We start from the raw sequence: 22,863 nt of genomic DNA on the forward strand, positions 1-22,863 counted from the left end.
TGTGTCGTTATTTTGCGACAGATCCTACTCGCTTTTTTTGCTCAGGGCTAGCCGCTAACATGCTTGATCCAAATCAACTTTGTAACATTTTATATACTTTAGTTTAGATAATGATGGACATCTGAGGGAAATGGTCTATGGTATTTTGAGCATTACTGTATTTATTCAAGTAAAAAGAGAGCTTCTATTTAGATGACCAGCGCAATCGACCACTTTACTCAGCAAGGAAGTGCTCAGCAAAGACTGTCAACACAAGAGAAACCAGTAATACTCTTGATTGATGAGTCTCGCTCGCAAGTAAGTGCCGATTTAGCCTCAATGTCTTGTCAATTAGAGCACCTAGTAGACTGCAGTCAGTTGGGCGACCACGTTAATCACACTAGTCGCCTACCCTCGCTGATTATAGTAAATAGCCACAGTAAAATGGTGAACCCACATCGCCTGCTTATTCGCCTCAAACAATCCGAACTCAGTAAAACCATACCGGTGATGCTTTTCTGTGACTGCGAAAATACTTGCCCAGACGACAAAATAAAAGCCTTTACATTAGGTTGTGACGACTACGTTACTTTGCCAATAGATTCCCGTGAGCTTATTGCCAGAGTGCAATCGAAAGTGCAAAGTTCGCTAACTCATGAGAATGTTGCCAACATGGCCTATAAAGATGAATTATCGGGTTTGGTTAACCGACGTGGCTATAATAATGCGCTAGCGAATGAATGGGCCCGCTGCAAACGAGTTAAAAAGACGATTTCTATGCTTATTATCGATATTGATAATTTCAAGGAGTTCAATGATAAGTTTGGGCATGCAAGTGGTGATGACCTGATACTCTTAGCTTCCGAGACATTGCTTTCTGTACGCAATCGCAGTAGCGACGTTGTAGCCCGATATGGCGGCGATGAGTTTATATTTTTGTTGCCCGACTGCGCCTATGACGGGGCCACCAAAATAGCCAATGAACTTGTTGAGAGATTTAATCAGCTTTGTGGTTCAGCCCATGCTCTCGTGAAGATAGGTGATTTATCAATTAGTATCGGTGTGTCCTCACTGATTCCAAGCGCACGTAACAACGCTTCAGAACTGTTTAGCATGGCTGATGACGCTTTATATAAAGCTAAAAGAGAAGGTAAAAATTGCTGGAAACGAGCAAATTAACCTAATGGTGAGCGTTCAAGTGCTACTTTGCAAACCATAAAAAGTTATCGCTCTAGCACACTACTTATATTTGTATACGAGTGCATGTAGCTCAGCCATTTTCCTTGCTTCACTTAAAACCATCAACATTGTTGCTTACGCATGATGTTCACACTCAATATTAATTGTTGCCTTATGTCTGCTTTTGTCTCCATTTAAGCCATATAAAAAATCAAAAAAATTCTATATATTTCATAACCTTAAAATATCCCTTATATAAATTTTATATTTTTATTAGCTTTTCTTATAGCCAAAAACTAGCATTTCCTTTGATTAAAAAATAGCCTGCATCCAAGACACTTTCTGTCTGATTTATGGATGAAGGACAAAGTAATGCCCAACTCAATGCACAAAGCTCGCCGTTCAATGCTGATGCTAATACCAATACCAGTGCCAGTGCCAATATTCGCATATTGGCATTCGAAGCACCTAGGTCTAAAACAAAGTAGGTCTTGCCTGCTACTCATTTTAGTCCTTGTTTTCATGGCTGCATGTTCTAAAAACGACGACAACAATAATATTGACACGCCACCTCCGCCGCCACCGCCTCAAACTATCGTGTTGTCAGGAAATGTTGAAAAAGGGCCCTTCATTGAATTAAATCTGGAAGTTTGGACGCAAAATGGCGAGGGCGAAGCGACTTTTCTCAGCCCCACGATTTCAGGCAGCAGTTTTGAGCTTGAAGCGCCTATAGGAGCGATAGTTCATTTTGCCGCGAGTGGTCGCTACCAAAACGAATTAACAGGCAATGAGACTGAGCTTCAGCAGCCTTTGATGCTGATCAGTGTTGCCGACGAGAACATGAAAAATATCAATGTACTGACCGATTTAACGGCAAGACATGTGATGGGCTCGAGTGATACGCCAAGCCTGCAAAACCTGCAGAACTCTCGTGAACTTGTTAACGCTGCTCTGGGCTTCGACGTGGCAGTTGATGCAGCGCAACTATCATTGGCTAATGTAGCAAGTGAAACAAATCTCGATGATCCCAATACAAAACTATTACTTTTGGGCGCGCATCTGCTTGAGCTTGGAAAGGACGAAGCGCTTGGCAGCGAAGAGACAGATCCGGGCCTAGGCTCATATTACAACACTTTAACGGCCAAGCTTGGCACGCCTAACTTCAACACACCCGAGTTGTTCAACCTTGTGAATGGCCTCGACCCTCTCTATCTGTTAAACGAATTGAATACCGCACAAGTCATTTCAAACATTCCCATCCTTATTGATGAGGGTTTTCCTGTGGTAGTTTGTCAATTGGTGTGCAACTGGCAAATAAACACTAACCCCACTATCAGTATTAGTGCAAATAGCCTTTATGAAGCTGACGGTGCCACCCAACTCAGATTGTCCAGAACCGGCTTCGATTTACCTGAAGTCATAGTATCGCTAAGCACCAGCGGCAGTTCCCAGAGCAATATCGATTATCTAGCAATCAGACCCTCAGTAACAATCCCTGCAGGGCAGCGAAGTGTTACCTTCCCCGTCGAAGTCATTATCGATACTCTTGCCGAGCAAGCCGAAACCCTACAGATTGATATTGTGGATGCGATCGATACTTCTGGTAACCCAATCACTTTGGCCAACGCGTTTAGCCGAATTTCCATCATTGACGGGGCACCAGCAACGCTAAACCCTAGCCCGCTTTCGGCCTCAGATTTTTGTATCATCGAGGTCGGCGACGTAAGCGATATCAGCCCATCTGATGCACTGGCGTCACCTCTCGATGCAGCCTGTGAAACCGAGGCACTAAATGCTATTTTTAGCTCGTCGACAGCCTCAGTTATTCGGCTTGGTATTGGTATTACTCAGCCAACAGGCAGCGATGCGGTGGCGTGTTCAAGCTCTTGCCCCGATGTATTGCTTGATTTAGCCTTAAACTACAGCGACGACGATGGCCGTGCACAAAGTGTATTCTTGGGAAAATACCGCTTTCCTTATGGCGAAATACAAAGCGAGGATAGCTCAAATAGCATAAATAATAGCGTTCTTGTTAGCTTAAATGAGCCAGAGGTCTTAAGCGCAATTGTCGCAGCTATAGGTAGCGAAGATACAAATTTCAGCATTACTAATCCAGACTCAAATAGCACTGAAGGGCCTGTTGAAGCGCCAGTTGGAAACCTTCTAGTTCTGCCAGCAAATATAGACTTTGGCGATCGTACTTTTGCTTTTTCGATGCCATCTTTAGGAGATTCAAGCACTTGCCCACAGGGCAGTATCGCCATCGTAGACGACTACGCATACAGTATTGTAATTGGTGATGTAGAAAGTGCTCAGGAGTTGCAGGGCCAAGCTTGCGTAAGCCTTGCATCTATCGCAGCACAAGGCTCTGCGCTTGTCACCAGTGCGAATATCGCGGTTGAGGAAGGTCTATTAGCTATCGAATTGCCGAATTGGCACTATTCGCTGTTCGAGCGCTTAGTGACAAGCTCAGCAGCACTGCCATCAGAAATTCTATCTACTGAAGCAAATCCGATATTAGTATGGGGGCCGGGCTTAAATGGCTTGATCAATGTCTACTTAGGTGCAGAGCATTTACCCTATCTATATAAAATCAGTGCCATATCTATTACCGAAAACGGCTTCGAAATTGGCTATGCCTCTATTCGACTAAAAACTGACGCGGGTTATTCCAATGATGACCCTCGACTAGGAAATGCCTTCTCTAATTTGGCGGCATACTCACAGGCAAATGCTGGCCAACTGAGTTTACTTAACGATGGCATTAGCGACCAAATACAGTTTATTGCAAACTCATCATCAAGTGCTTACCCACTAGGAGAGCTTTCATCAAGTGCCTTTTCGGCTGCTGTGAGCGATGGGGAAATTGCAGATAGCACAGCCTCAATCACTTATCGCATGCAACAATATGATGGTTGTTACCAAGCGCAATGCGATGGCGCAGGTAACAGACAATATCTTGTGACTATTCCACAGGCCTCGGTAAGCACATCAGGTATCTTCGGCCAGGGCTTTATTGAACAAAGTGATGGTCTTGCTTGGGGGCAAAACCTCGCGTGGTCTGCGCCAACTATTGCCGATATTAATAGTACGCTGACGCTTAGCTTAACGGCTATTAGCCCATACGACATAGAAAATGCAGTAGATCTTCTTCAAGCGCATCGCAATGACAGCGAATTTTTTACACGAGGTAATGATGAGTTTAGCCTTGGAAATCACTTTCCGTCTGGGCTTACTTTCGGCCCTCAGTATTACTCCGATGTTAATGGTCAACCTGATACTGGCATTGGTGCCTCGCTATCTGGAGAACTTATTAGCTTTAGCACAACTCAAGGTCAACTTGATATAACAGCAAGTGCAGCAACGAAGTGGGTGGTTAAAAATGACGGTGTTAGCGGAGTGGTCAACGCATCACCCTCTACTTTGCCGGCAACAAGCACGTTGCAAGGCTTTGAATTCGCTTTTGAGCGCTTTGCGGTCCGCGCACGAACTAACACTCTAGATCCCTACAATTGGGTCGACGGTAGTACTTTTTTATTCGGCGATGCAGGCGGCGAAGCTGGCCTTCGCATCAACTTTGATAACTTGGTGCTCGATTGCAGTGGGCAGTTAGGTCGCTCTCGCTTGAAAAACGAGCAGTGTGAGAACGGAAGCTGCTATTTAAGCAGTTGGCGTGCTGAGAGTGAGTTGATTGATATGAATTTCACCCGCAGCCCTCAACAGTGCGAGGCCACTGGTCAACGTATTTCGCTGGGCTTAGAAAGTCATTTCTTAGCCTTAGACAAACCCATATTTCTGTCCACTGAATGGTCGCCATCAGGTGAATTATTGAACTCGTCTGCCCGACCACTAGATGCTTACAAGCTAGATCAGCGCGGCGATTTACCAGGCTTTGCAATACAAATTGACGACGCCGAGCTGCTTCCTCCAGTTGACCTCACATCGCCAGAAGTCACTCGCTACGGTACGCTGAAAGTTAAAGCCTTAGTTGGCCTGCCATTTTGGAATGCCTTGGAAAGTGATGCTCGGCTCGCCAATACAACTGACTTTGGTTTACCCAGCGCTGAGCCTAGCTTAGTTGTGCCATCTGGCGCTTTAGATAACCTTAATCCATTGGCGCTCAACACTGAGTTATTAGCGAGCATAGGTGAGCAAAATGGCAGTCAGTTCCCGAGTTTTGACGCACGTTATGAATGGGGAAATACAGGCTTTGGCTTTCAACTTCCAGTTTACTATGCACCCACTGCGATAAATTCGGTGCCGACTTTCTTAGGCGAAACACTAGAAAAAGACCTATTTGTTATGGAAGCAAATGCCGGCGTTAACTTTATAGAGCCAGTAAGAACCTCGCTAAGTTTTGGCGCTAGTGCCGATTTCGAAAAGCTCAGAGAAATTCGTTTTCAAGTTGAGTTGGGCAAAGGTGATGGCCTGAAAAAGGTAGATGATTTACTACTTAATGCTGGAATTATCTCTGAACCTTTCTTAGAGCCCAATCTGAACCTAGTGAATAATCAGGTTGAACGCATTAACGAATTTGCCGGCAGAGGAATAGATGAGCTTTTAGAAAAAGCATTGATTGAAGCTATCGAACAAAGCGGCAATGCACTTGCTGAAGTGCTGCCAACTAACGAAGACCCTTTCGTTACCATATCTTCTAGCATGACGCGCCTACGCAGTGTACCTGACCAAGTGGTGAACTTACTCGACGAGCGAATATACAAGCCAATGGAAGATGCTATTGCAAAGGGCGCAGACGAGCTTAGAGCCCCACTTATTCAAGTCGTCACAGAAATTCAAGCACTTGAAGCAGAAGACCCGATGCCAGATTCCGTGTTCACGGCTTTAGATTCTGCTGAAAATGCCTTGCTGCAAATAGACAATCAAATTTCTAGTTCATTTAGCAAAATTGAATCAATCGAAGCGGAAGTACAGCAACGAATAGATGAAGCACAAAATATTGTGACATCCTCACAAGATAGCGTAAGTGAAATTACGGGTATTTTGGAAAACGTAACAGAGATAGTCGCCGATCAGTGTAGCCAAAATGGCACCCTCGGCGCAGAAGTGAATGGATATCTAGACAGTGCTTTTGTGGGCATTAGTCACTTCCGTTCGTTCAACGAAGTGATGGAAAATGCGACAATTCTTGGTGTACTAGCAGAGCTAGCGGCAAGCGATCCTCAGGTTCAAGAGGGTATTTATAAAACACAAACTCTTATCCAAAGCACTGCCACCGACATTAATGCACGCTTAACCGAGGCTGAAGAAAGCATACGCACCACCGTTTGTAATGATGATCCAAGCAGGGTTTTGCAGGACGCAGTCGCCCTACTCAACGAGCTGTCTCAAAGCCTTTCAAACATTAACACGCTGATTAGCGACATGAATCAAGTTGTTAGCAAGCTTGCTGAGTTTAGGGAGCAAGCAGAAGAGCGCGTCATAAAACCAATTTCTGCGATGAAACAAGTTGTCCTTGATTTGCGCGCCGAAATAAACGCCATTAATCAACAGCAAAGCGGTGGCGAGGAAATTCTCGACGTTATCAATGATATTCTTATCGCGGCAAGTGCGCCTTACGAGAACATAAGGATAGATTGCTTAGCCCCTTATAGCGGTAATGAAAACTGCCAAGACGTGGTATCAACGCTAGTAGAGCCTGCACAATTCCTTATCGTAAGCGCAAGAAAAGTGGCTGTGGATACAATCAAGGCGCCATTTGAGCAACAACTTCCTTTTGCTTATTTAGATGCTGGAGAAATGCGTCAATTGCTCGTAAGTCGCATCATGAATGCCCAACCCATTGCTGACCTTCGCGAGTTAATTAACACCCAGTTCGTAGAAATCACGCGGCAAGTACAGAATGTGGTATTAAGCTTTACCGACAAGATCAACGAAGCCGTGCAAACCGCCCTTCAGTCGGTTGAAAACAAAGCCAACGAAGCCTTGGCCGCGGCTACTGCGCCAATCAAAGACATACCTCTCGTAAGTGCCTCTTTAGATGGCTTTGCCACCATAGCTGGGAATGAATTGGAGCGTGCCCATTTAGGAGCACAATGGACAATGCTGTCGTCGACAGAAGGAGAAGCTGGTAACACTTTTGGTGCGGCGCTGGACATAGTGAGCTGGGCAGCCAGTGGCAAAGCAGCCGTTTGTACAGGTAATGGCGGAGCTGATTTAGGAAGCAATCTTGATGTCACTATTTCAGCCCTTAATATTCCCGCTAACTTCGGTGAATCACGACTGAACATAGCCAAAGTCTATCTAGGCTTTACTCTCGAGGGACCAAAACCCATAGGCATAGCTGGCGGCATACGAGCAGAAGGACAAATTCAGTTCACTGAATTCCAAATCTACGACCCTGCTTTTGCTGCTGGCCTAGGTACTCGAGAAATCTACATAGGTGCAGCCGCTGGGGCCGTTTTCAGCGCAATCCAAGCTGAAGTTGCTTTTCTAGTGGGCAAAACATGCAATCAAAGCATATTGCTCGACCTCGACCCCCAAGTTGCTCAATTCATTCCACTTCCAGAAAGCGGATTCACAGGAGCCTACGTTCGCGGTGCAGCTTCAATACCTGTTTATAGCAATGGTTGCCCACTTACGATAGGTGTTGCCGCTGAGGTCGGAGCATGGGTGTTGGCTGGGCCTCCGCTTACTGCAGGCGGCATAGTCGGTGGCGGTGCCTACGGCAAAGTTGGCTGTGTAGGTGCCTTACGAGGACAAATAAGAGCTTTAGGACAAGTAAACACCGAAGGTGATATGACCTTCGTTGGAGAAGGCTTCGGTGTGGCTGGCCTTGGCTTATGCGAGCCTGCGTCGTGGACCTCTGTAGCTAGAAGTCGCGACGATACTTTTTGTGGAACAGGTGACGCTACTTTCAGAGCTGGCTATATCAATGGTTGGTCGATTTTGGAGGTATCTCTCAGTGGAATTTATTAATACAAACAGATTAGGAAGATCGAAAATGATGTTACGAACAGTCTTAACAACAGTGATGATGGGAAGTATTATCGCTTTGGCCTTCCCTTCGATGGCTGAGGGGCAATTCTATTTAATTGCAAAACAAGCACAGGAAGCCTCATTAGCATCAGCAGATTCCCCGAACAAAGTCTACCTAAGCTGGGGCTTAATAGAAGGTGAGCTTCCTGACGAAATCGTCGCCTTTCGCCTATACAGGAACAACACGCTTATCGGCGAATTCCCTAACGGACAAACCCTTAGTGCTTCCGAAATTGAATCGCTCTACCAAGGTCCTTATCAGCAAAGAAGACTATTAGAGCGGGTCAGCGCACTAAAAAAAGAGGCTATGAGCAGCGACAATGACATCCCAGATTTCCCAACCAGCCAATACGCCAACGCTATCTATGAGCGTTTAAATTCAGGCGATAGCTTTTGGGCATCGATGGCGGCTCGCCAAGACTTTAATATCGCGGTAGCACGAAATCTAGCAAGCTATGATAATCCCGGCAGCGGCATTTTTTCATACGAGTTAAAAGCCGTAAACAGCAGCAATATTGAAGTAAGAGTCGGCTTGGCCGAGCTGGATACCTCACAAGTTTCGAATGTCTTAGCTAATCAAAATTTTAGTCAGATACTGCAAGCACAATGTGATAATCCAGATTTTCGCGATCATTACACTGTTGCATTAAATTGGGATGGTCCTGCAAGTGCAAGCCAAGCAGATAGCCTTGCTCACCGCCTTTTCGTATCGGGCTATGATTTGTATCGAGGAAGCGAAAACCTCCCAGATGCCAATGCAATCCCAGCAAGCCGTGACCTAGCTAGCGAGGCCATTAACGCCGATTATAACGCTGAAGGAGATATTCAGTTTGCCGGTTTGGAGCGAGTAAACGACGTATTAATATTAACCCAGCCCGACGGTAGCCCAACCCCTGAGTGGCTTGAAACGAGAGACACGCTTCTTGCAGCCGGTATGAAGCCTGGCGACTCCCGAGCCTATTACTTAGTTGCACGAGATTTCACCGGGCAATTCGGCCCAACAATGTCAACCACAGTGACCGTGCCCGATATGGCCCGACCGCCTGCGCCTTGGGGGGTAGAAGCTTGGTTGAGCGAAAGCGAACAGCAGGTTGAGCTTAACTTTCCGGCCATCACATCGGGCAGTTATTTAAATGCATTTTCTGCTGGGAAAAGACTCTGTGTAAGCAGCGACTTGGACGACTCCGGCCGTTTTGTAGAGTTTGTTCCCGAAGGTGAAGATTGCGCCACTCATCCTAGCTTTAGAGTAAATACAGAAGTCCAGAGTTATCTGGTATATCGTTTTGACAATAGCGATTTAGCAAATGCATTTTCAGACAGTGACGGCGACGGCTTTGCAGACGCACTCGAACGTCAACAAGGTTTACAATGTGTCAAAGCTGCCAATGATGGAGGCACTCTCGTAGCGCGCATAGAGCAAAGTGTGAATCCTAACGAGGAAGATATTCAATTCATTGATACAACACCGGCACAAAACGCCGGTCAGGTTTACTGGTATCGCATAGCAGCATTGAGTAAAGGCGGTAACTTGAGCCTTCTTAGTGAACCCGTTCGCGTGAACTTTCCAAACAGAAGCTTACCGGCGAAACCGATTGTTCGCCAAAGCCACCCAACATCACAAATTTGTGGTTGTGAGGCCTCTTACTCGGACCCTAATCGAGGCTTTTCAATGAGCGCTACTGCGCCTTTAACAGCCAGTGCTTTGAATGTAGGTTGTGCAGACAATCTCAGGCGCTGGAAACTCACTGACTTCGAAGATGAAAAGAACAATGCCTGTGCCGCCTATTCTACGGTATGTGGATCTCAAAATCCGACAGTTAGCTTGAATATTCCAGACCCGTCAAACCTGTCACAATCACTCAGCTGCGAGGTTAACCCGCCAGATGACGGCAATGCTTTTTGCAGCTCGGGCAAAACACAAATTAACCCCACTTTTTGTGACCAAGCGACTGAGAGTAATGGCGGCTTCGTAAATAGCCCATTAACAACAGAAGTATCGAGCCCCGAACCAGACACCTGCGTAAGTGTATTTCAGCGCATTAATGGTCAATACACGCGCATCGACAGTAACTGTGGTGACGATAGACAAGCCGTTACGGTGATTACAGAAAAAGGCGACTTTTGTGGCTATGCTGTCACCCAAGATAGCAATAACAATGTGTCGGCAATTACCTCAATACCCTGCTCTCAGGTTAGCGACCCCGAGCAAGGTAAACCACTGCCCGTGCGCCCAGAAAGTTTACTGTTAGGGAGCGAAGAAGCCACTGTCAAATGGCGAGCACCAAGGCAACCTCAGATCATTAACGAGGTTGAATTAACACGCATTCAACCGGCGGGTGCCACGCCCATTCGTGTATCACTAACCCCCAGTTTTGATAACAATAATGGTCAAGAGCAAGTGTCGATTCAAATTCCCGAAAGGAGCGCTACTTTTGAGCAGTGGTGCTCGCGCATTCGCACTTTGTCAGCCTCTTTCGATAGTGCATCTCCCATGGTATCTGAATGGAGCACGCCGATGTGTACAACGCGCTCTGATAACGCACCGCCGCAATGGTTACCTTGGCCTGAGTCAGAACCGGTGCCACAAGATAGTGATCTGAGCGTGATAAATAATAAAGTGGCTGCTTCTTACGGTAGTAGCCCCTTGTCACAAGGTCTGCATATTCCTTTATTCACCACTGAGCTTTCTACTGAGTGCGAATATACTGCCAACCTCGTCGGCAATAATTTACAAGCTCCGGTTGATCAAGCAACTTGGCTTTACATAGCGTGTCAACAGCGCGATGCCGCGCCAATAAGAAGTGAACTAAGCAGTAATATTAACTTTATGGTTTATCGACAAGCTCGACGTCCAGATGGTGAAGTTTCGCGCTTGGTTCCCGTATCGCCTCTCATCAACCAAGCGCATTGGTCACGCTTTGAGCGCAATGATAAGTCAGGGACGATCCCATGGGTATATTTAAACGACCCTTACATTTGGGCCTATTCTAATTTCGCCGTTGTCGATGGTTTTCCTACCGAAACAACCTTTGCCTTTGTCGACCGCAATGGCTTAGTGAATGGTTGGGACTATCGATATCAAATTGTCTATTTTGGCCAGCAACAGTCTCTTAGCTCTTATAGAACAAGTGACTGGGTTACTTACCAGAATGATGAAGAAAATAAAGCCAGCGCTGCTTTGTTAAACGTCATTTTACAAGGGGAGAAGGAATGATGAATTTAGCACGAACTATCATTATTCTCGTTGCTTGGTGCCTTATGGTTTCACCTAGCAAAGTTAGTGCAGACAGTTTATTCGGTGGCCAATTTGCCAGTTATTGGCTAATCGATGAGGACACCGGGCAAATTACCAGTTTTAGTTCTGGCGCTTGGATAAACGCTTACACTTCCTCTGTTTATATTCCTGAAGCCAATCAACAAGTATTGGTGAACAATTTATCCGATAGCTCAGTTCCGATGAGTCCCGCACAAGCTGCTATTTCAATTATTGGGATCACTGGTGCCGACAAAGTTCAGGGGGAGCTTGGAAGCCTTGGTATTGTAATAAGCCCCGCAGCCGGCACCTATGAAAATACCATTCAAGTTACTGTTGAAACAAAAACCGTAAGCTCTGCAGACACGCTGCGTTATCGCATCAACAATGGGCAGTGGATAGAAATCGACCTCAACGCAGAACTGAGTGCTCAGATTCTACTGATAGAAAACGACAACTATATAATTGAAGCACAGCTAATCAATGCAGGGCAGATCCTTGAGGCTAATTCAGCAAATTATGTCATTAATTATTTGGGTAGCGAAGGTAAGCGAAGAGACAGTGATCAGGATGGTTTGCCTGATTTACTGGAGGCAGAATTAGGACTAAACCCCTTACTCAATGACTCAGATTTCGACGCCGACGAAGACGGCTGGAGTAATGTCGATACTTGGATACGCTGTGGTGTTGCCGTTGCCAACGAAGATGGCTCGGTGCCATGTTCTGCTATGGAAGATAGTGATGGTGACGGTTGGACAAATTTTGATGAACTCATTCGTGGCACCCGTTTTAACGATCCAGAAATCAATTTAAATGGAATTGAAGCCGACAGTATTGCCTACTTTGAAGAACAGCAACGCTATCGAGATTTTCCAACGGCACGTCGTTTGTACGAAGTAGAATATATTGTTGATGGCACTCCCCTCGACCTTCGGATGACTGCTTTGCAGGCTAGCACTGCCTCAGGGGAGTTTGTGTATAGTAGTGGCGCACTCCTATCAAACCGCGAGTTACTCGATGCTGGCCTCAGTGAAAGTGATCTGGTGCCGCGTTTATTACAAGATGATGCCTCACGAGCGTTGATCAACCAAACGATGCCATTGCTGCGCTTGCCTGCCGGCGAAGGTATATTCATTCGTGCAAGTTCAGCAAGCACCGATGTGGCCACTTTTCCCGAGCGCCTAGCGTACATCACACCGATAGAAGATATTCAATGGCAAGACTATGCAGCGGTAGCGGGTGAATGGAATAGTATTGCTGACTATCGGGCTGGATTATTATTATGGTTAGAAGCAGAGCTGACCGTTAGCATAGAAGAGGATCTCGACGCCACTGAGAGTGTCAGTATGTTGATGTTTGAGCAGGCACTTCGAGAGCAAGCCTCGCTGTTAAATGAAAGCTCTAAGCTTGAATTAGGCACTGCTACTCAAGCGCAACAATGGTTACTCCCGTGGTTAACCCAACTTAGTCAGCGCTTTGAAGGTACCACAATAAGCACTTTGTTAACGCGTTTACAGGCTGCCACTCAAGGCGCGCTTAGTGCAGATGCGTCAAACTTTTCAATCTGGACAGATGAATGGTCTAGTCGCTATAGAAGCGAATACTCGCTAAGCGACTGGCTAAGCATAAAAATGAGAAGTGCTTCAGCGGATGCGCTACGTGACTCTTTGCCAGCTTGCTTCATAAGTGATGAAGAGCTTGCTGCTTTGCAAGAGGATGAGACGGCATTTGACGAATTCTTAGCACGGTGCCCAGAATATTATACGAGCACTGATGTATTGAATGCACGGCAAAATGATGCTCAAACTCGCATGCGTTTAAGACTCGCTCTATTGCCCGATGGCCTCAACGCTTTGTTGGCAGACGCGAGTATAGGCAACTTAAACGACGATAGCGACCAAGATAGCTTAAGCAATTATGACGAACTCTATAATTATGCCCTACTAAAAATGCCGCTGCCTTGGCTTAGCGATACTGATGATGATGGTACTATCGACGGTGATGATTCATGTCCAAACGATCCAACTGATGCTTGCGCTCTGCTACCTCGTCAACAAGTTATCAGTTTGGATGAAGCTGGTCCTATTGATATACAAAGGCTAAATTCAGACACAACAACGCTGGTAGCATTGCGTCTTCAACGTCCTGCTGATAGCGATATTTGCGTAAGTTATAGTCTTGAAAGCAGCTCTGGCTTGCCTGAGATAAGTGAAGAAGGAGAAGTTTGCTTTAAAACGGGGCAGCAAGTCATTTTACTACCCATACTTTTACCTGCGAGTGAAAACTCGGAAGCAGCCAGTCTGGTGTTAACACTTGTTGAAAGTCGTGACGCAATCATTAACGCTCAGCCACTACAAATAAACTTCAGAGCCCTTGAACAAGTCGACGTTCCTGAAGCCATTATTCTCAGCAGCGCAACACAAGTAAATGAGCGGGCTATTGTTATCTTAGATGGCAGCAGTAGCTCCGCGGCCAACGGCTCATCACTGAGTTTTCAGTGGTCACAAATAAGTGGGATCGCAGTTTCAATCCCGACGCCGATGAACAGTGCCATCAGCCTCACATTGCCAGAAGTGATTACAACAAGCGAGCTTGTGTTTCAACTAAGCGTTAGCGACAACACTGGGCAAAGTGCGAGTAGCCAAATCACTATCAGCATATTGCCTGTAGAAGATGCACCACGCCAAGTAACAGTTCCTCGCTTCGTAATAAATGGCTTAAATGAAACAAGAGTGCCGTTTAGCGACTTCCTAGTTGCTTTAGAAGAGCCCGATGGCGATCCAATCAATATCGGAAGCTTTGTATCGTTACCCAATAGTGTTACTGCGACCCGCTCGGCAAATGAGTACAGCTTTAGGGCGCAGGCAGGTGGAAGCGTGACTGAATTAGCGCAGCGACGCTCTCGGTCATTGCGCCCCTGGAATAATAACGGAATTAGCTTTGTGACTATGACGAATAGTCAGCATGAGCGCTTTGGTATTTTCACATGGACTGCGCAAGAAGGCTTAAAGCTTGAGGCCGAGTCGATGCCTCCGGTTAGCTCATTTTCAAACGTATACACTGCCGAGCATAGCGATCTTATCTATTACGAATATAGTAACCCCGACACTAGCACAACCTTCATGACAAGATTAAATGGAGACGATAGAACGGATCTTGATAGCGGCAGTTTCTTTGGTCTACCTGACTCGGTAGTCGGTCATGCAGGGCAGCTATATAGTTGTAGCGGCGATAGCCAATGGCAAATAGTCACTTTAGATTCTAATGAATTCCAGAACCTTGGTTTTGAATGTGACCGCTTAGGCTCATCTTCGTATATAAGCGACGCACAGAGCTGCTTAAGCAGCAATAATCAGGTTATTTGTTCATCGCCGACCGATAGCAGCCAATTCTCTCTAGTGTACCAAAACCTCAATCCAGACAATCGCATCCTTCGGCTTGTTGATGTGAATGATCGGCTCTTAATGCTACGGCAAGTGACTAGACAAGAGAATGGTGTTGAAATTGAGCGACTGGAACTTAGCTACCTGTCTTTAAGCGGTGAACAAAGCTTGTTGGCTGAGCTTCCCTTTAATCCTTTTAATAATGCCATCATCCCAATTGAAAACGGCTTCGTAGCGGTGGGACAAGATCGTAATAGCCGCCTCGTGTCGCTCTATAAAGCACAAGGCAATACCATAGAATTACTCAATGACGATTTAGTGAGTGGCAATTTTGATGCCTTCACAAATGTTGAATTCAGCGGTGCCGAATTACTTGGAAATACTCTCTATATTTCAATCACCGAAAACTTTCGCGATGCGCGCTTGTTCGAGATGAATATTGACTCGCCCGACACCGTATCCTCATTGTCAGTTCCGGACTATGCCGGGCAGTCACTTTCATTTGATGAGAAGCTTTTCATTGCTATCAGAAATGGTGGCGAAGGTAATTGTAGTTGGTATAGCTTAACACCCACTGATACTAGCTTAAGCAATGCAATTGTCGAAGATGTTAGTTGCTTTACGATTCGTGCTATCGACGACCAACTGATTTTCAGTCAATTCAAATCGGAAGTCGAAGGTAATATTTATCTCGTTTATAAAGATGGCCAAGTAAGTGGCGTCTTCCCTGCTCAATTGAGCGTAGACGACGGCAAAGGCAATTCCCTGAATATGGATATTGAATTGGAGCTACAACCATGAATAATCGTTTTATCATATCAAACTTGCTTGCGCTTTTATTCCTTGGAATGTTGATCAGTGCTTGCTCAGATTCGACAGAAGACAGCACTAGCGCTCCCATAACCCCTGCATTGCCAATTCCGATAGGCTCGGATACGCCGGACTCAAACACCGAAACAAGTAATGATATAGCGGTTTACACTAGCGTCGTTGAAGGTGCATCGACGAAGGATTCAGATGGTGATGGCATAGCCGACAACGAGGACCCTTGGCCAACTATTGCACCAAGCTATGCTGACGAGGAAGAGCTACTGAAGCCAGAGCAGTTTAACCTTGTAAGTTACCGAGATAATGGCGCCATCGCTTTAGAGAATACGGTGATCACCGTAGAGGCCGTCAATGTAAGCATGGATGGCCTTCGAAATAGCCAAGAACCTTTATGGTTGCAATGGCAAGGAGAAGGTCTTAATTGGGCTCAGCGGATTGAGGCTCAAGAGCAACTTGTTATCACTGCTCCAGAGCTTCAAGCCCAGCGAGTTACGCTCATTCAGGGAAATCAAATAATTGCATCCAGAGCAATACAATACTACACACCAGATGAACCTTTGCTCTACCCCATTAATCATCGCCTGTATGTGAACACAAACCTGACACTATTTGGCGAAAACCTAAGCAAGCTCGAAGGCCTGAGTTTAGGCGATGAAGAGCTCGTCATTTCAATACTTGGTGATGGAGCAATGAACTTGAGCTTGCCTGATAGCCCTAAGTCGCAAATGCTACTTACCTTTGCTGATGGTTCAGCCCGCCAATACCCTTTGCCACTCTATCGACATGTTTCTTTTGTAGCGAGCCCAGATTTAGATGCATCACAGTGGCGCTTCATCACGCGAGACGACCTTCATTATTTGTCAGATGAGCCTGAAATTGAAGTACCTGCCGGCGAGGTTATCCCCTTTCATTTTAATCACCTGGGGCGCAGTGCAGCGCTTAGTGCCGTAGTTTGGCCAGATAGCAAGGTCATACAAGTAGGGGCTGAATCTACCATTGAACGCTGGACTTATAATCTTTTAGATAATATCGGTTTGAAAACTTCTGATTGGCAACTCGACCGCCGAACACTGCCCTTGGCATCCGATATGCCTGACTTAGTAAAGGCCTTAACAAATGAAGCTAACAACATACGCATTCAAACATCTAGTCGTAGCATTTGGGAGGATTACCTAGATAGCGGTATGGCATGGCAACAGGCCAAGCCTCTAGTGTATACAAGCTATAGTTTAACAACCGGTAATGCGCTTTTTGATCAGTCGGTAAGCGTGAGCAATCAAGATGCAATATCTGGGCGAGCCAGCTACAACAGCATCACAGTTGCTACAAATGATGCTGCCAGTGTGTTCAAAGAGAGTTGCGCTGGCATAGAAAACATCACCGCACCCTCGAACCTTTGGCCAAGCGACCTCTGCATTCGAAACTCCTCTGCCGTTTTTGTTAGCATCGGTGCTCGTGACAAGAATGACAATATAATACGTAATCATGTGAGAGAATATGCGGATGGCAACATGCTAGGGCCAAGCTGGGGCGGTCTCTTGAATCTCGACAAGGTAGCGTTTGTTACCACCGACTCCGGTAGTGCTCTATGTAAGATGGAAGAGTGTTCCATCGATATTATCACCGGCGGACTTGGCTATCTTTCCAACTCAAACTTAAGCAGTAAAGAACGCAAAGCCTATCAACACGTGCTAATGAGGACTATTGTTGAGAAAGTGCTACTGGAAATAGCTGCCGGTATTGTAGGGGGAGGAACAAGCAATGATTCGCCCGCCGCGTGTTTAGTCAGAGAAATGCTAGATACCACCGTTAAGGGCGTCAAGATTGCAACTTCGTTTACCGAGCTAACAAATAAAGTTGACTCGGCCTCAAGCGAAGAACAAGTATTACGAATTATTTATGAAACGGTGGTTAGCTATACCTCTGAATACTTGTTAAATTTAGTCGCAGAATCAGACCCTAAAGCAGTTGCATGCTTTGTAAGCAACGCGGCAAAGTCAGCAGCAAAAGAAAAGATCGCCGAGGCGGCTGAAAAAGTCGTCGAGAAATTCGGAGTACCTTACAAAGTAGCTCAATATGTGAACCTTGCGATAGACAAGTGGCAAGTAGCAACAACACCGCAAAAAATCACCTTCAACATTAGCCCTTTGGCCCAAGTACTAAAAGTAGATACAAGCACTAACAGCCCTTTGTTTTTCGATAACCCGAATGGGGCATTAATCATCGAGGGTTGTTACATAACAAATCAACGATTGGGCAATGATGGTTTGCCCGACCCTGGCTACGATTACTGGCCAGATATCATCTTCACTGACTCAAAAGGGAAACAAACACGATTTACGACCAATTCATCCCACTTAGAACTGATGTCGCCTCTTTGTCAAAGTAGATTGAGAATTCCTACAGACGAATTATTGCCGGTGTTAACAGCCCTCAAAAGTGGTGATATTCGTGCAGACCTGCGCTTAACTCACGAACCAAGCACATTTAGCGCATTTCCAAATGATGAATTGCCTCTGGGCGGCGCGTCTTTTGAGTGGTTCGGGGAAGCTTCACTGAATGGCATAGATGGTGGCTTCTTGAAACAAGGTAGCCGCAACCTGATCAAAGGGCAAAACTTAGCGATATTAAACAACCGAAATTTACTAGTGCAGTTAATTCGCGCTAACACCAACACCGCCATTGAAATCACTAACGTAAGTTTTATCGACGAAGAAACGATTGCGGTAGATATTCCATCAAATGTGTTTGGCACTTATGAGTTAAGCATAGGAACACGTTTCTCAGAGAGTAATACAACACTGACCATTCCCTCGGTAAGCGTCGCTCCTGCTACGCTGTCATTTGTAAGGGTAGGTGATACGGGCGCTAAAGCAGACGACACCATAGTTGTCGACGTGCTAGATGCAAACGGTGAGCTTGTGGTGGTAAACGGCGACTTCTTGGTAATAGAGTTGCAAGGTGGTAATAGCCTAAGCACTGTGGCTTTTGATAGTGCTACAACAAAAATTTATGCCGACGATAATGAGACTCTACTCGCTGCCACTTGGCCTATCTATTTTGAAGTATCCTGCACTGATGGCGGAAGAGAAAAGCGCTGCACTTATGATTTTAGAGCCACGATAAAAAGCCCTGATGGCACGCAGATATTTGAAATAAAAGAAGATGGAAAAATGAGTAATGGCGACTTTAAGACCTTTACCCTCTGAGTGTAAAGGGCTTTTATTAATAGGCAGATAATATTGAAAAAGCCCCTTAAGTTAATGAAAACAAAAGGGGCTTTTTTATGTATAAACTTAGACTTAGCTTAACGCTTACTCAACCGCTACAACTGCTTCTGATGTAGAAGAGTTATAAGGTGAAGCGGCGTTGTCTGTATCAAGTGAATCACCTTCAACGTAGCCTTCAAAGTCATCTGCAAATACCTGAGTGGTGCCGGCAGTATCAGAATAGATAGCAATGTTATCTACCGATACAACGCCTGTTGCTTCTCTTACGCCACCGTTATCGCCAAAACGAATCGCAACGTGAGTTAACCCACCCGTTGAGCTGTTATCCGGAGTGAAACCTTCAGCCGTTAAACGAACGCCGTCTATCTCAACTGTAATCAAAGGAGTTACCGTTAAGTCACCACCTGGGTATTCCCAAGTTACAACAACGTTCATAAACTGATCAAGTACGACACTTGCCGCTGAGGTATCAATATCACTCGGTGAACGCACGCCAAAGCTATCGTCACGAACACGTAGGTCGAGTAGAGCACCGCTGTTATTTGTCGCAGAGTTGAATAAAGTAATGAAAGCATCACCATTACCTAGATCATCATCCAAACGTTTAATTGCAACTTCAAAACGTCCTTGCGCTAGCGGTTCAGTGCCAAGTGCATAGCGTAGCTCACCAGTATCGCTGTCGAGGGTATCGCGAATTTCAGCAATCTTGTTACCGTCAGTTCCCGGGCCGCCAACATCACCAGAGGCTTCAACCGTTGCTTCCGACGTGCTTGAGTTATAAGGCGACGCTGGGTTGTCAGTATCTAATGAATCACCATCAGCATAGGATTCAAAGTCATCAGAGAACACTTCAGTCGTACCTGCTGTATCAGAGAATATAAATAGGTCATCAACTGAGAATTTACCTGTTGCTTCTCTCACTCCGCCATTATCACCAAATCTAAAGGCCACGTGTGTTACACCACCGGTAGCACTGTTGTCAGGCGTAAAGCCTTCAGCAGTGAAACGTACACCGTCTATCTCAACAGTGACTAATGGTAGTAATTCTAGGTCACCACCTGGGTATTCCCAAGTAATCACTACGTCCATGAACTGATCTAGTAGAACAGTAGCAGCAGAGGTATCAACATCGCTCGGAGAGCGAACACCGAAACTATCATCTCTGATTCTTAGGTCGAGTATTGCACCGCTGTTGTTGGTTGCTGAGTTAAACAAAGTGATGAATGCATCGCCGTTACCTAAGTCATCATCCAAACGCTTAACTGACACTTCAATTCTACCTGCAGCAAGAGCAAGGTCGCCACCAAGAGCGTAACGTAACTCACCTGTGTCGCTATCAAGCGTATCCACAATTACCGCAACTTTATTCGGACCGTTACTGACACCGCCTACGCCAGTTATCGTGATAACTAACTCTGCCGTAGTGCCATCTACCGACTCTATTGTAATAGTGTCAGTCTCACGCTCACCGCTGATCAATGCAGCAATAACTTCGTTGCTCGTATCAAGGGTATAAGTCCAAGAACCATCCTCTAGTATCGAGTAAGAACCGAAGGTAGTAGCACCTGAAGCCTCGATTATTGCTGCTTCACCTTCATTTGGATCGATGATACTAACCATACCTGTCAGCGGCTCTGTGGAGTCACTTGGTAATGAACCTGCAAGGTCGAAGAATACCGCTGGAGTTTGCTCTACGCTGCCGTCACCAGCATCGAATACAACTACTTCAGAGTAGATTGCTAGGCTATATAAACTGCCATCGCCGGCCAAAGTTTCACCAACATCATAGCCTTCAAAGTCGTCAGAGAATACAACGGTTTCACCGCTAGTGTCTGATGCAACTTCGATGTTGTCTACGTAGTAAGCGCCAAAAGGAATAGTTCGGTCGTTATCACCAAAACGGAACTGAATTGTTCTTACGCCATCAACAAACCATTGGTCTAAATCCGTAAAATCTGGGTCGACAACAGCTGCAGTAGAGAATGAGCCACCGCCAATCACTTCACCATCGATGGTAACCGTAAGTTGTTCGGCTGCGTCTAAGTCCCAAGTAATTTCAACATCATAGAATTGTTCTTCAGTGAAATCGGCAGTAATTATATCGCCAGGATAAGCGTCGCTGTCTGTATTTCGAACAAAGAAGCGTGGCTCAATAGTCTCGCCCTCTGCAGTAGTTTGAGTGCCTTGGATACGCAAGTCGATTAATGACTCACTTGAGCTTCCAGACAAACCATATAGAGTGATGTAAGCGTCTTTTACGTTGCCATCGCTACCAAGTGCAACTTCTTTAGAGAAAGAAGCACTTAATTTACCTTGACGAAGATTGTCAACGCTAAAGCGAATTTCACCCGTATCGTTTCCAATATCAGTAATTTTAGCAACTTGGGTTAGCGCAGCAATGCGTATTTCAATATCAGCGGTTGTGCCGTCAACTGATTCGATTGTTACTGAATCGTTTACCGAGCTGCCTACTTCTAAGTTGGCAACCGTTTCGTTTGCAGTATCCACTGTATATGACCAGTTACCGTTAGCACTTATGCTGAAAGTACCAAAGTCTAATACGACATCACTTTGCGCTATTACAGCATCTTCTTCAAAATTCGGGTCGTTTACAATTACTGTTCCTGTTAGGGGGTCAGTGGCGGTATTTTGTATAGTGCCACTTAAGGTACCTTCAATAATCGCTGCTACGGGGTCATTGTTGTATCCCACAGCTGAGCCAATCACATTCAACAAGTCTTCATCAACGTCTGCTGCAACCGCGGAGGTTGTTTGAAGGTTGGTTTGTGCCAATTCAAACGCGTTTAAAAGCGCTTCAGAGAATGAGCCGTCTGCAAGATCTGCAGCAACGGTCGCTAATACTGCAGCCATGTCGCTATCAGCGTCGTCTGCATCAAGTTGTGACAATAGAGCCAAAACTGAACCGTATCTGTCTGCATCAGCAGCACCATCGGCACCTAGAGGAGTAACGCCAACCGCAGTTGGAGCAACCTGTGTGGTGTCAAAGCGAATACCAAAGCGAGCATTAATAATCGCCGCTTGTTCTTCAAAACTTGTTAAGTCTGCACCCGCTGCTTGAACAGCCATTTCGGTGAGAGGCGAAACGACATAAGTTGGCGCTGCTTCACCGGTGCCGGCTGCGATATCTTCATCAGAGTCACTTTCAACAACGTCGATAACGGCTCTAAGCAATGGTGCGTCAAGTGTTTCACCAGTTGCTTCATCAACATAAGTTCCACCGGTACATGAGACTAAACCAGTACCTTCGAAGTGAACATTGGTAAAAGTAATTGAACCGCTATCAGCAGAGCTTGCTGTGGCTTGTGACGACGCTTCTGCCGCACCACTATCATCCACTGCATATATATCGCAGCTAGCGCCCGCTACTGGTCCTTTAACTACACTTGCATTTACGTCGAGTGTTGGCTGAATCGTTGGGGTAGAAGCGCCAACACCTTCAGTGAAACCTGCTTCATCTGTATAAACCGCTGATACTGTGATCACAGAGCCTTCGTCAGCCTCAGTAATAACATAAGAAGTGCCCGTTGCACCTGTTGACCAAGCATAGGTAAGGGTGCTTGCTTGGATGCCGTCGGCATCAGAAACCGAGGCCGATAACGTTGCACCGGCAAAGAAATCGCTACCGATGATTTCGATACTCCCGCGATTATTACCATCTATCTCAGCCTTGTCGTCCCCACCACAGCCGACGAGGGCTGTCGCGACGACAAGTGGTATTAGTGATTTTTTGAACATGCTTTCTACTCCTGAAAGTTCTACTTCTAAATTGTTGCCTAGCTATCGAGCACAATTGGTAAATGTATATATAATGTAAACCAAATTGGTATGGCAGAAAAGGGGTTTGTTAACTTTTTTGGTAATACCAAAATATTTTATTAACATTTTCTGCATCATGCCCAAGCTAATATTTTTTATAAATGGCTACAAATCACTATTTACAAGGCTTCCGACAATGCCTTGCAAATTCAAACCTGCGCCTTTAATGAGTAAGGTC

6 protein-coding genes are annotated in these 22,863 nt (G+C 45.7%); 5 read left to right on the forward strand and 1 reads right to left on the reverse strand.

Going from position 1 to position 22,863, the window contains the following annotated elements:
• Positions 1–192: 192 nt before the first annotated feature.
• The 5 genes from ISG33_RS12175 to ISG33_RS12195 all read left to right on the forward strand — a co-directional run bounded on the left by ISG33_RS12175 (position 193) and on the right by ISG33_RS12195 (position 18,827).
• On the forward strand, positions 193–1,158 hold the full coding sequence (locus ISG33_RS12175; protein WP_195733899.1) for a GGDEF domain-containing response regulator: 966 nt from the start codon (positions 193–195) through the stop codon (positions 1,156–1,158).
• A gap of 372 nt (positions 1,159–1,530) precedes the next feature.
• Complete coding sequence (locus ISG33_RS12180; protein WP_195733900.1) at positions 1,531–8,094, forward strand: coiled-coil domain-containing protein; 6,564 nt, start codon at positions 1,531–1,533, stop codon at positions 8,092–8,094.
• A 25-nt stretch (positions 8,095–8,119) separates the two neighbouring features.
• Entirely contained in the window at positions 8,120–11,368 is a 3,249-nt protein-coding gene (locus ISG33_RS12185) for a hypothetical protein (protein ID WP_195733901.1), read from the forward strand.
• Positions 11,365–15,591, forward strand: coding sequence for a PKD domain-containing protein (locus tag ISG33_RS12190; protein ID WP_195733902.1), 4,227 nt, complete (start codon positions 11,365–11,367; stop codon positions 15,589–15,591). The genes ISG33_RS12185 and ISG33_RS12190 overlap by 4 nt, the downstream gene beginning before the upstream one ends.
• Positions 15,588–18,827 carry a hypothetical protein gene (locus ISG33_RS12195; RefSeq protein ID WP_195733903.1) on the forward strand — a complete coding sequence of 1,080 codons (3,240 nt, stop codon included), beginning with the start codon at positions 15,588–15,590 and terminating at the stop codon, positions 18,825–18,827. Before ISG33_RS12190 ends, ISG33_RS12195 begins: the two co-directional genes overlap by 4 nt.
• 105 nt (positions 18,828–18,932) lie before the next feature.
• On the opposite strand, the gene ISG33_RS12200 is transcribed toward ISG33_RS12195, so the two are convergent.
• Entirely contained in the window at positions 18,933–22,604 is a 3,672-nt protein-coding gene (locus tag ISG33_RS12200; protein ID WP_195733904.1) for a VCBS domain-containing protein, read from the reverse strand.
• Positions 22,605–22,863 lie beyond the last annotated feature (259 nt).

This window comes from Marinibium conchae, assembly GCF_015595035.1.
GTDB lineage: Bacteria > Pseudomonadota > Gammaproteobacteria > Enterobacterales > Alteromonadaceae > Glaciecola.

What these genes read in the sequence shown, in the direction of transcription:
- ISG33_RS12185 (WP_195733901.1), top strand. Translation starts at nt 8,120, where the DNA reads ATGATGTTACGAACAGTCTTAACAACAGTGATGATGGGAAGTATTATC.
- ISG33_RS12175 (WP_195733899.1), top strand. Translation starts at nt 193, where the DNA reads ATGACCAGCGCAATCGACCACTTTACTCAGCAAGGAAGTGCTCAGCAA.
- ISG33_RS12190 (WP_195733902.1), top strand. Translation starts at nt 11,365, where the DNA reads ATGATGAATTTAGCACGAACTATCATTATTCTCGTTGCTTGGTGCCTT.
- ISG33_RS12200 (WP_195733904.1), bottom strand. Translation starts at nt 22,604, where the DNA reads ATGTTCAAAAAATCACTAATACCACTTGTCGTCGCGACAGCCCTCGTC.
- ISG33_RS12195 (WP_195733903.1), top strand. Translation starts at nt 15,588, where the DNA reads ATGAATAATCGTTTTATCATATCAAACTTGCTTGCGCTTTTATTCCTT.
- ISG33_RS12180 (WP_195733900.1), top strand. Translation starts at nt 1,531, where the DNA reads ATGCCCAACTCAATGCACAAAGCTCGCCGTTCAATGCTGATGCTAATA.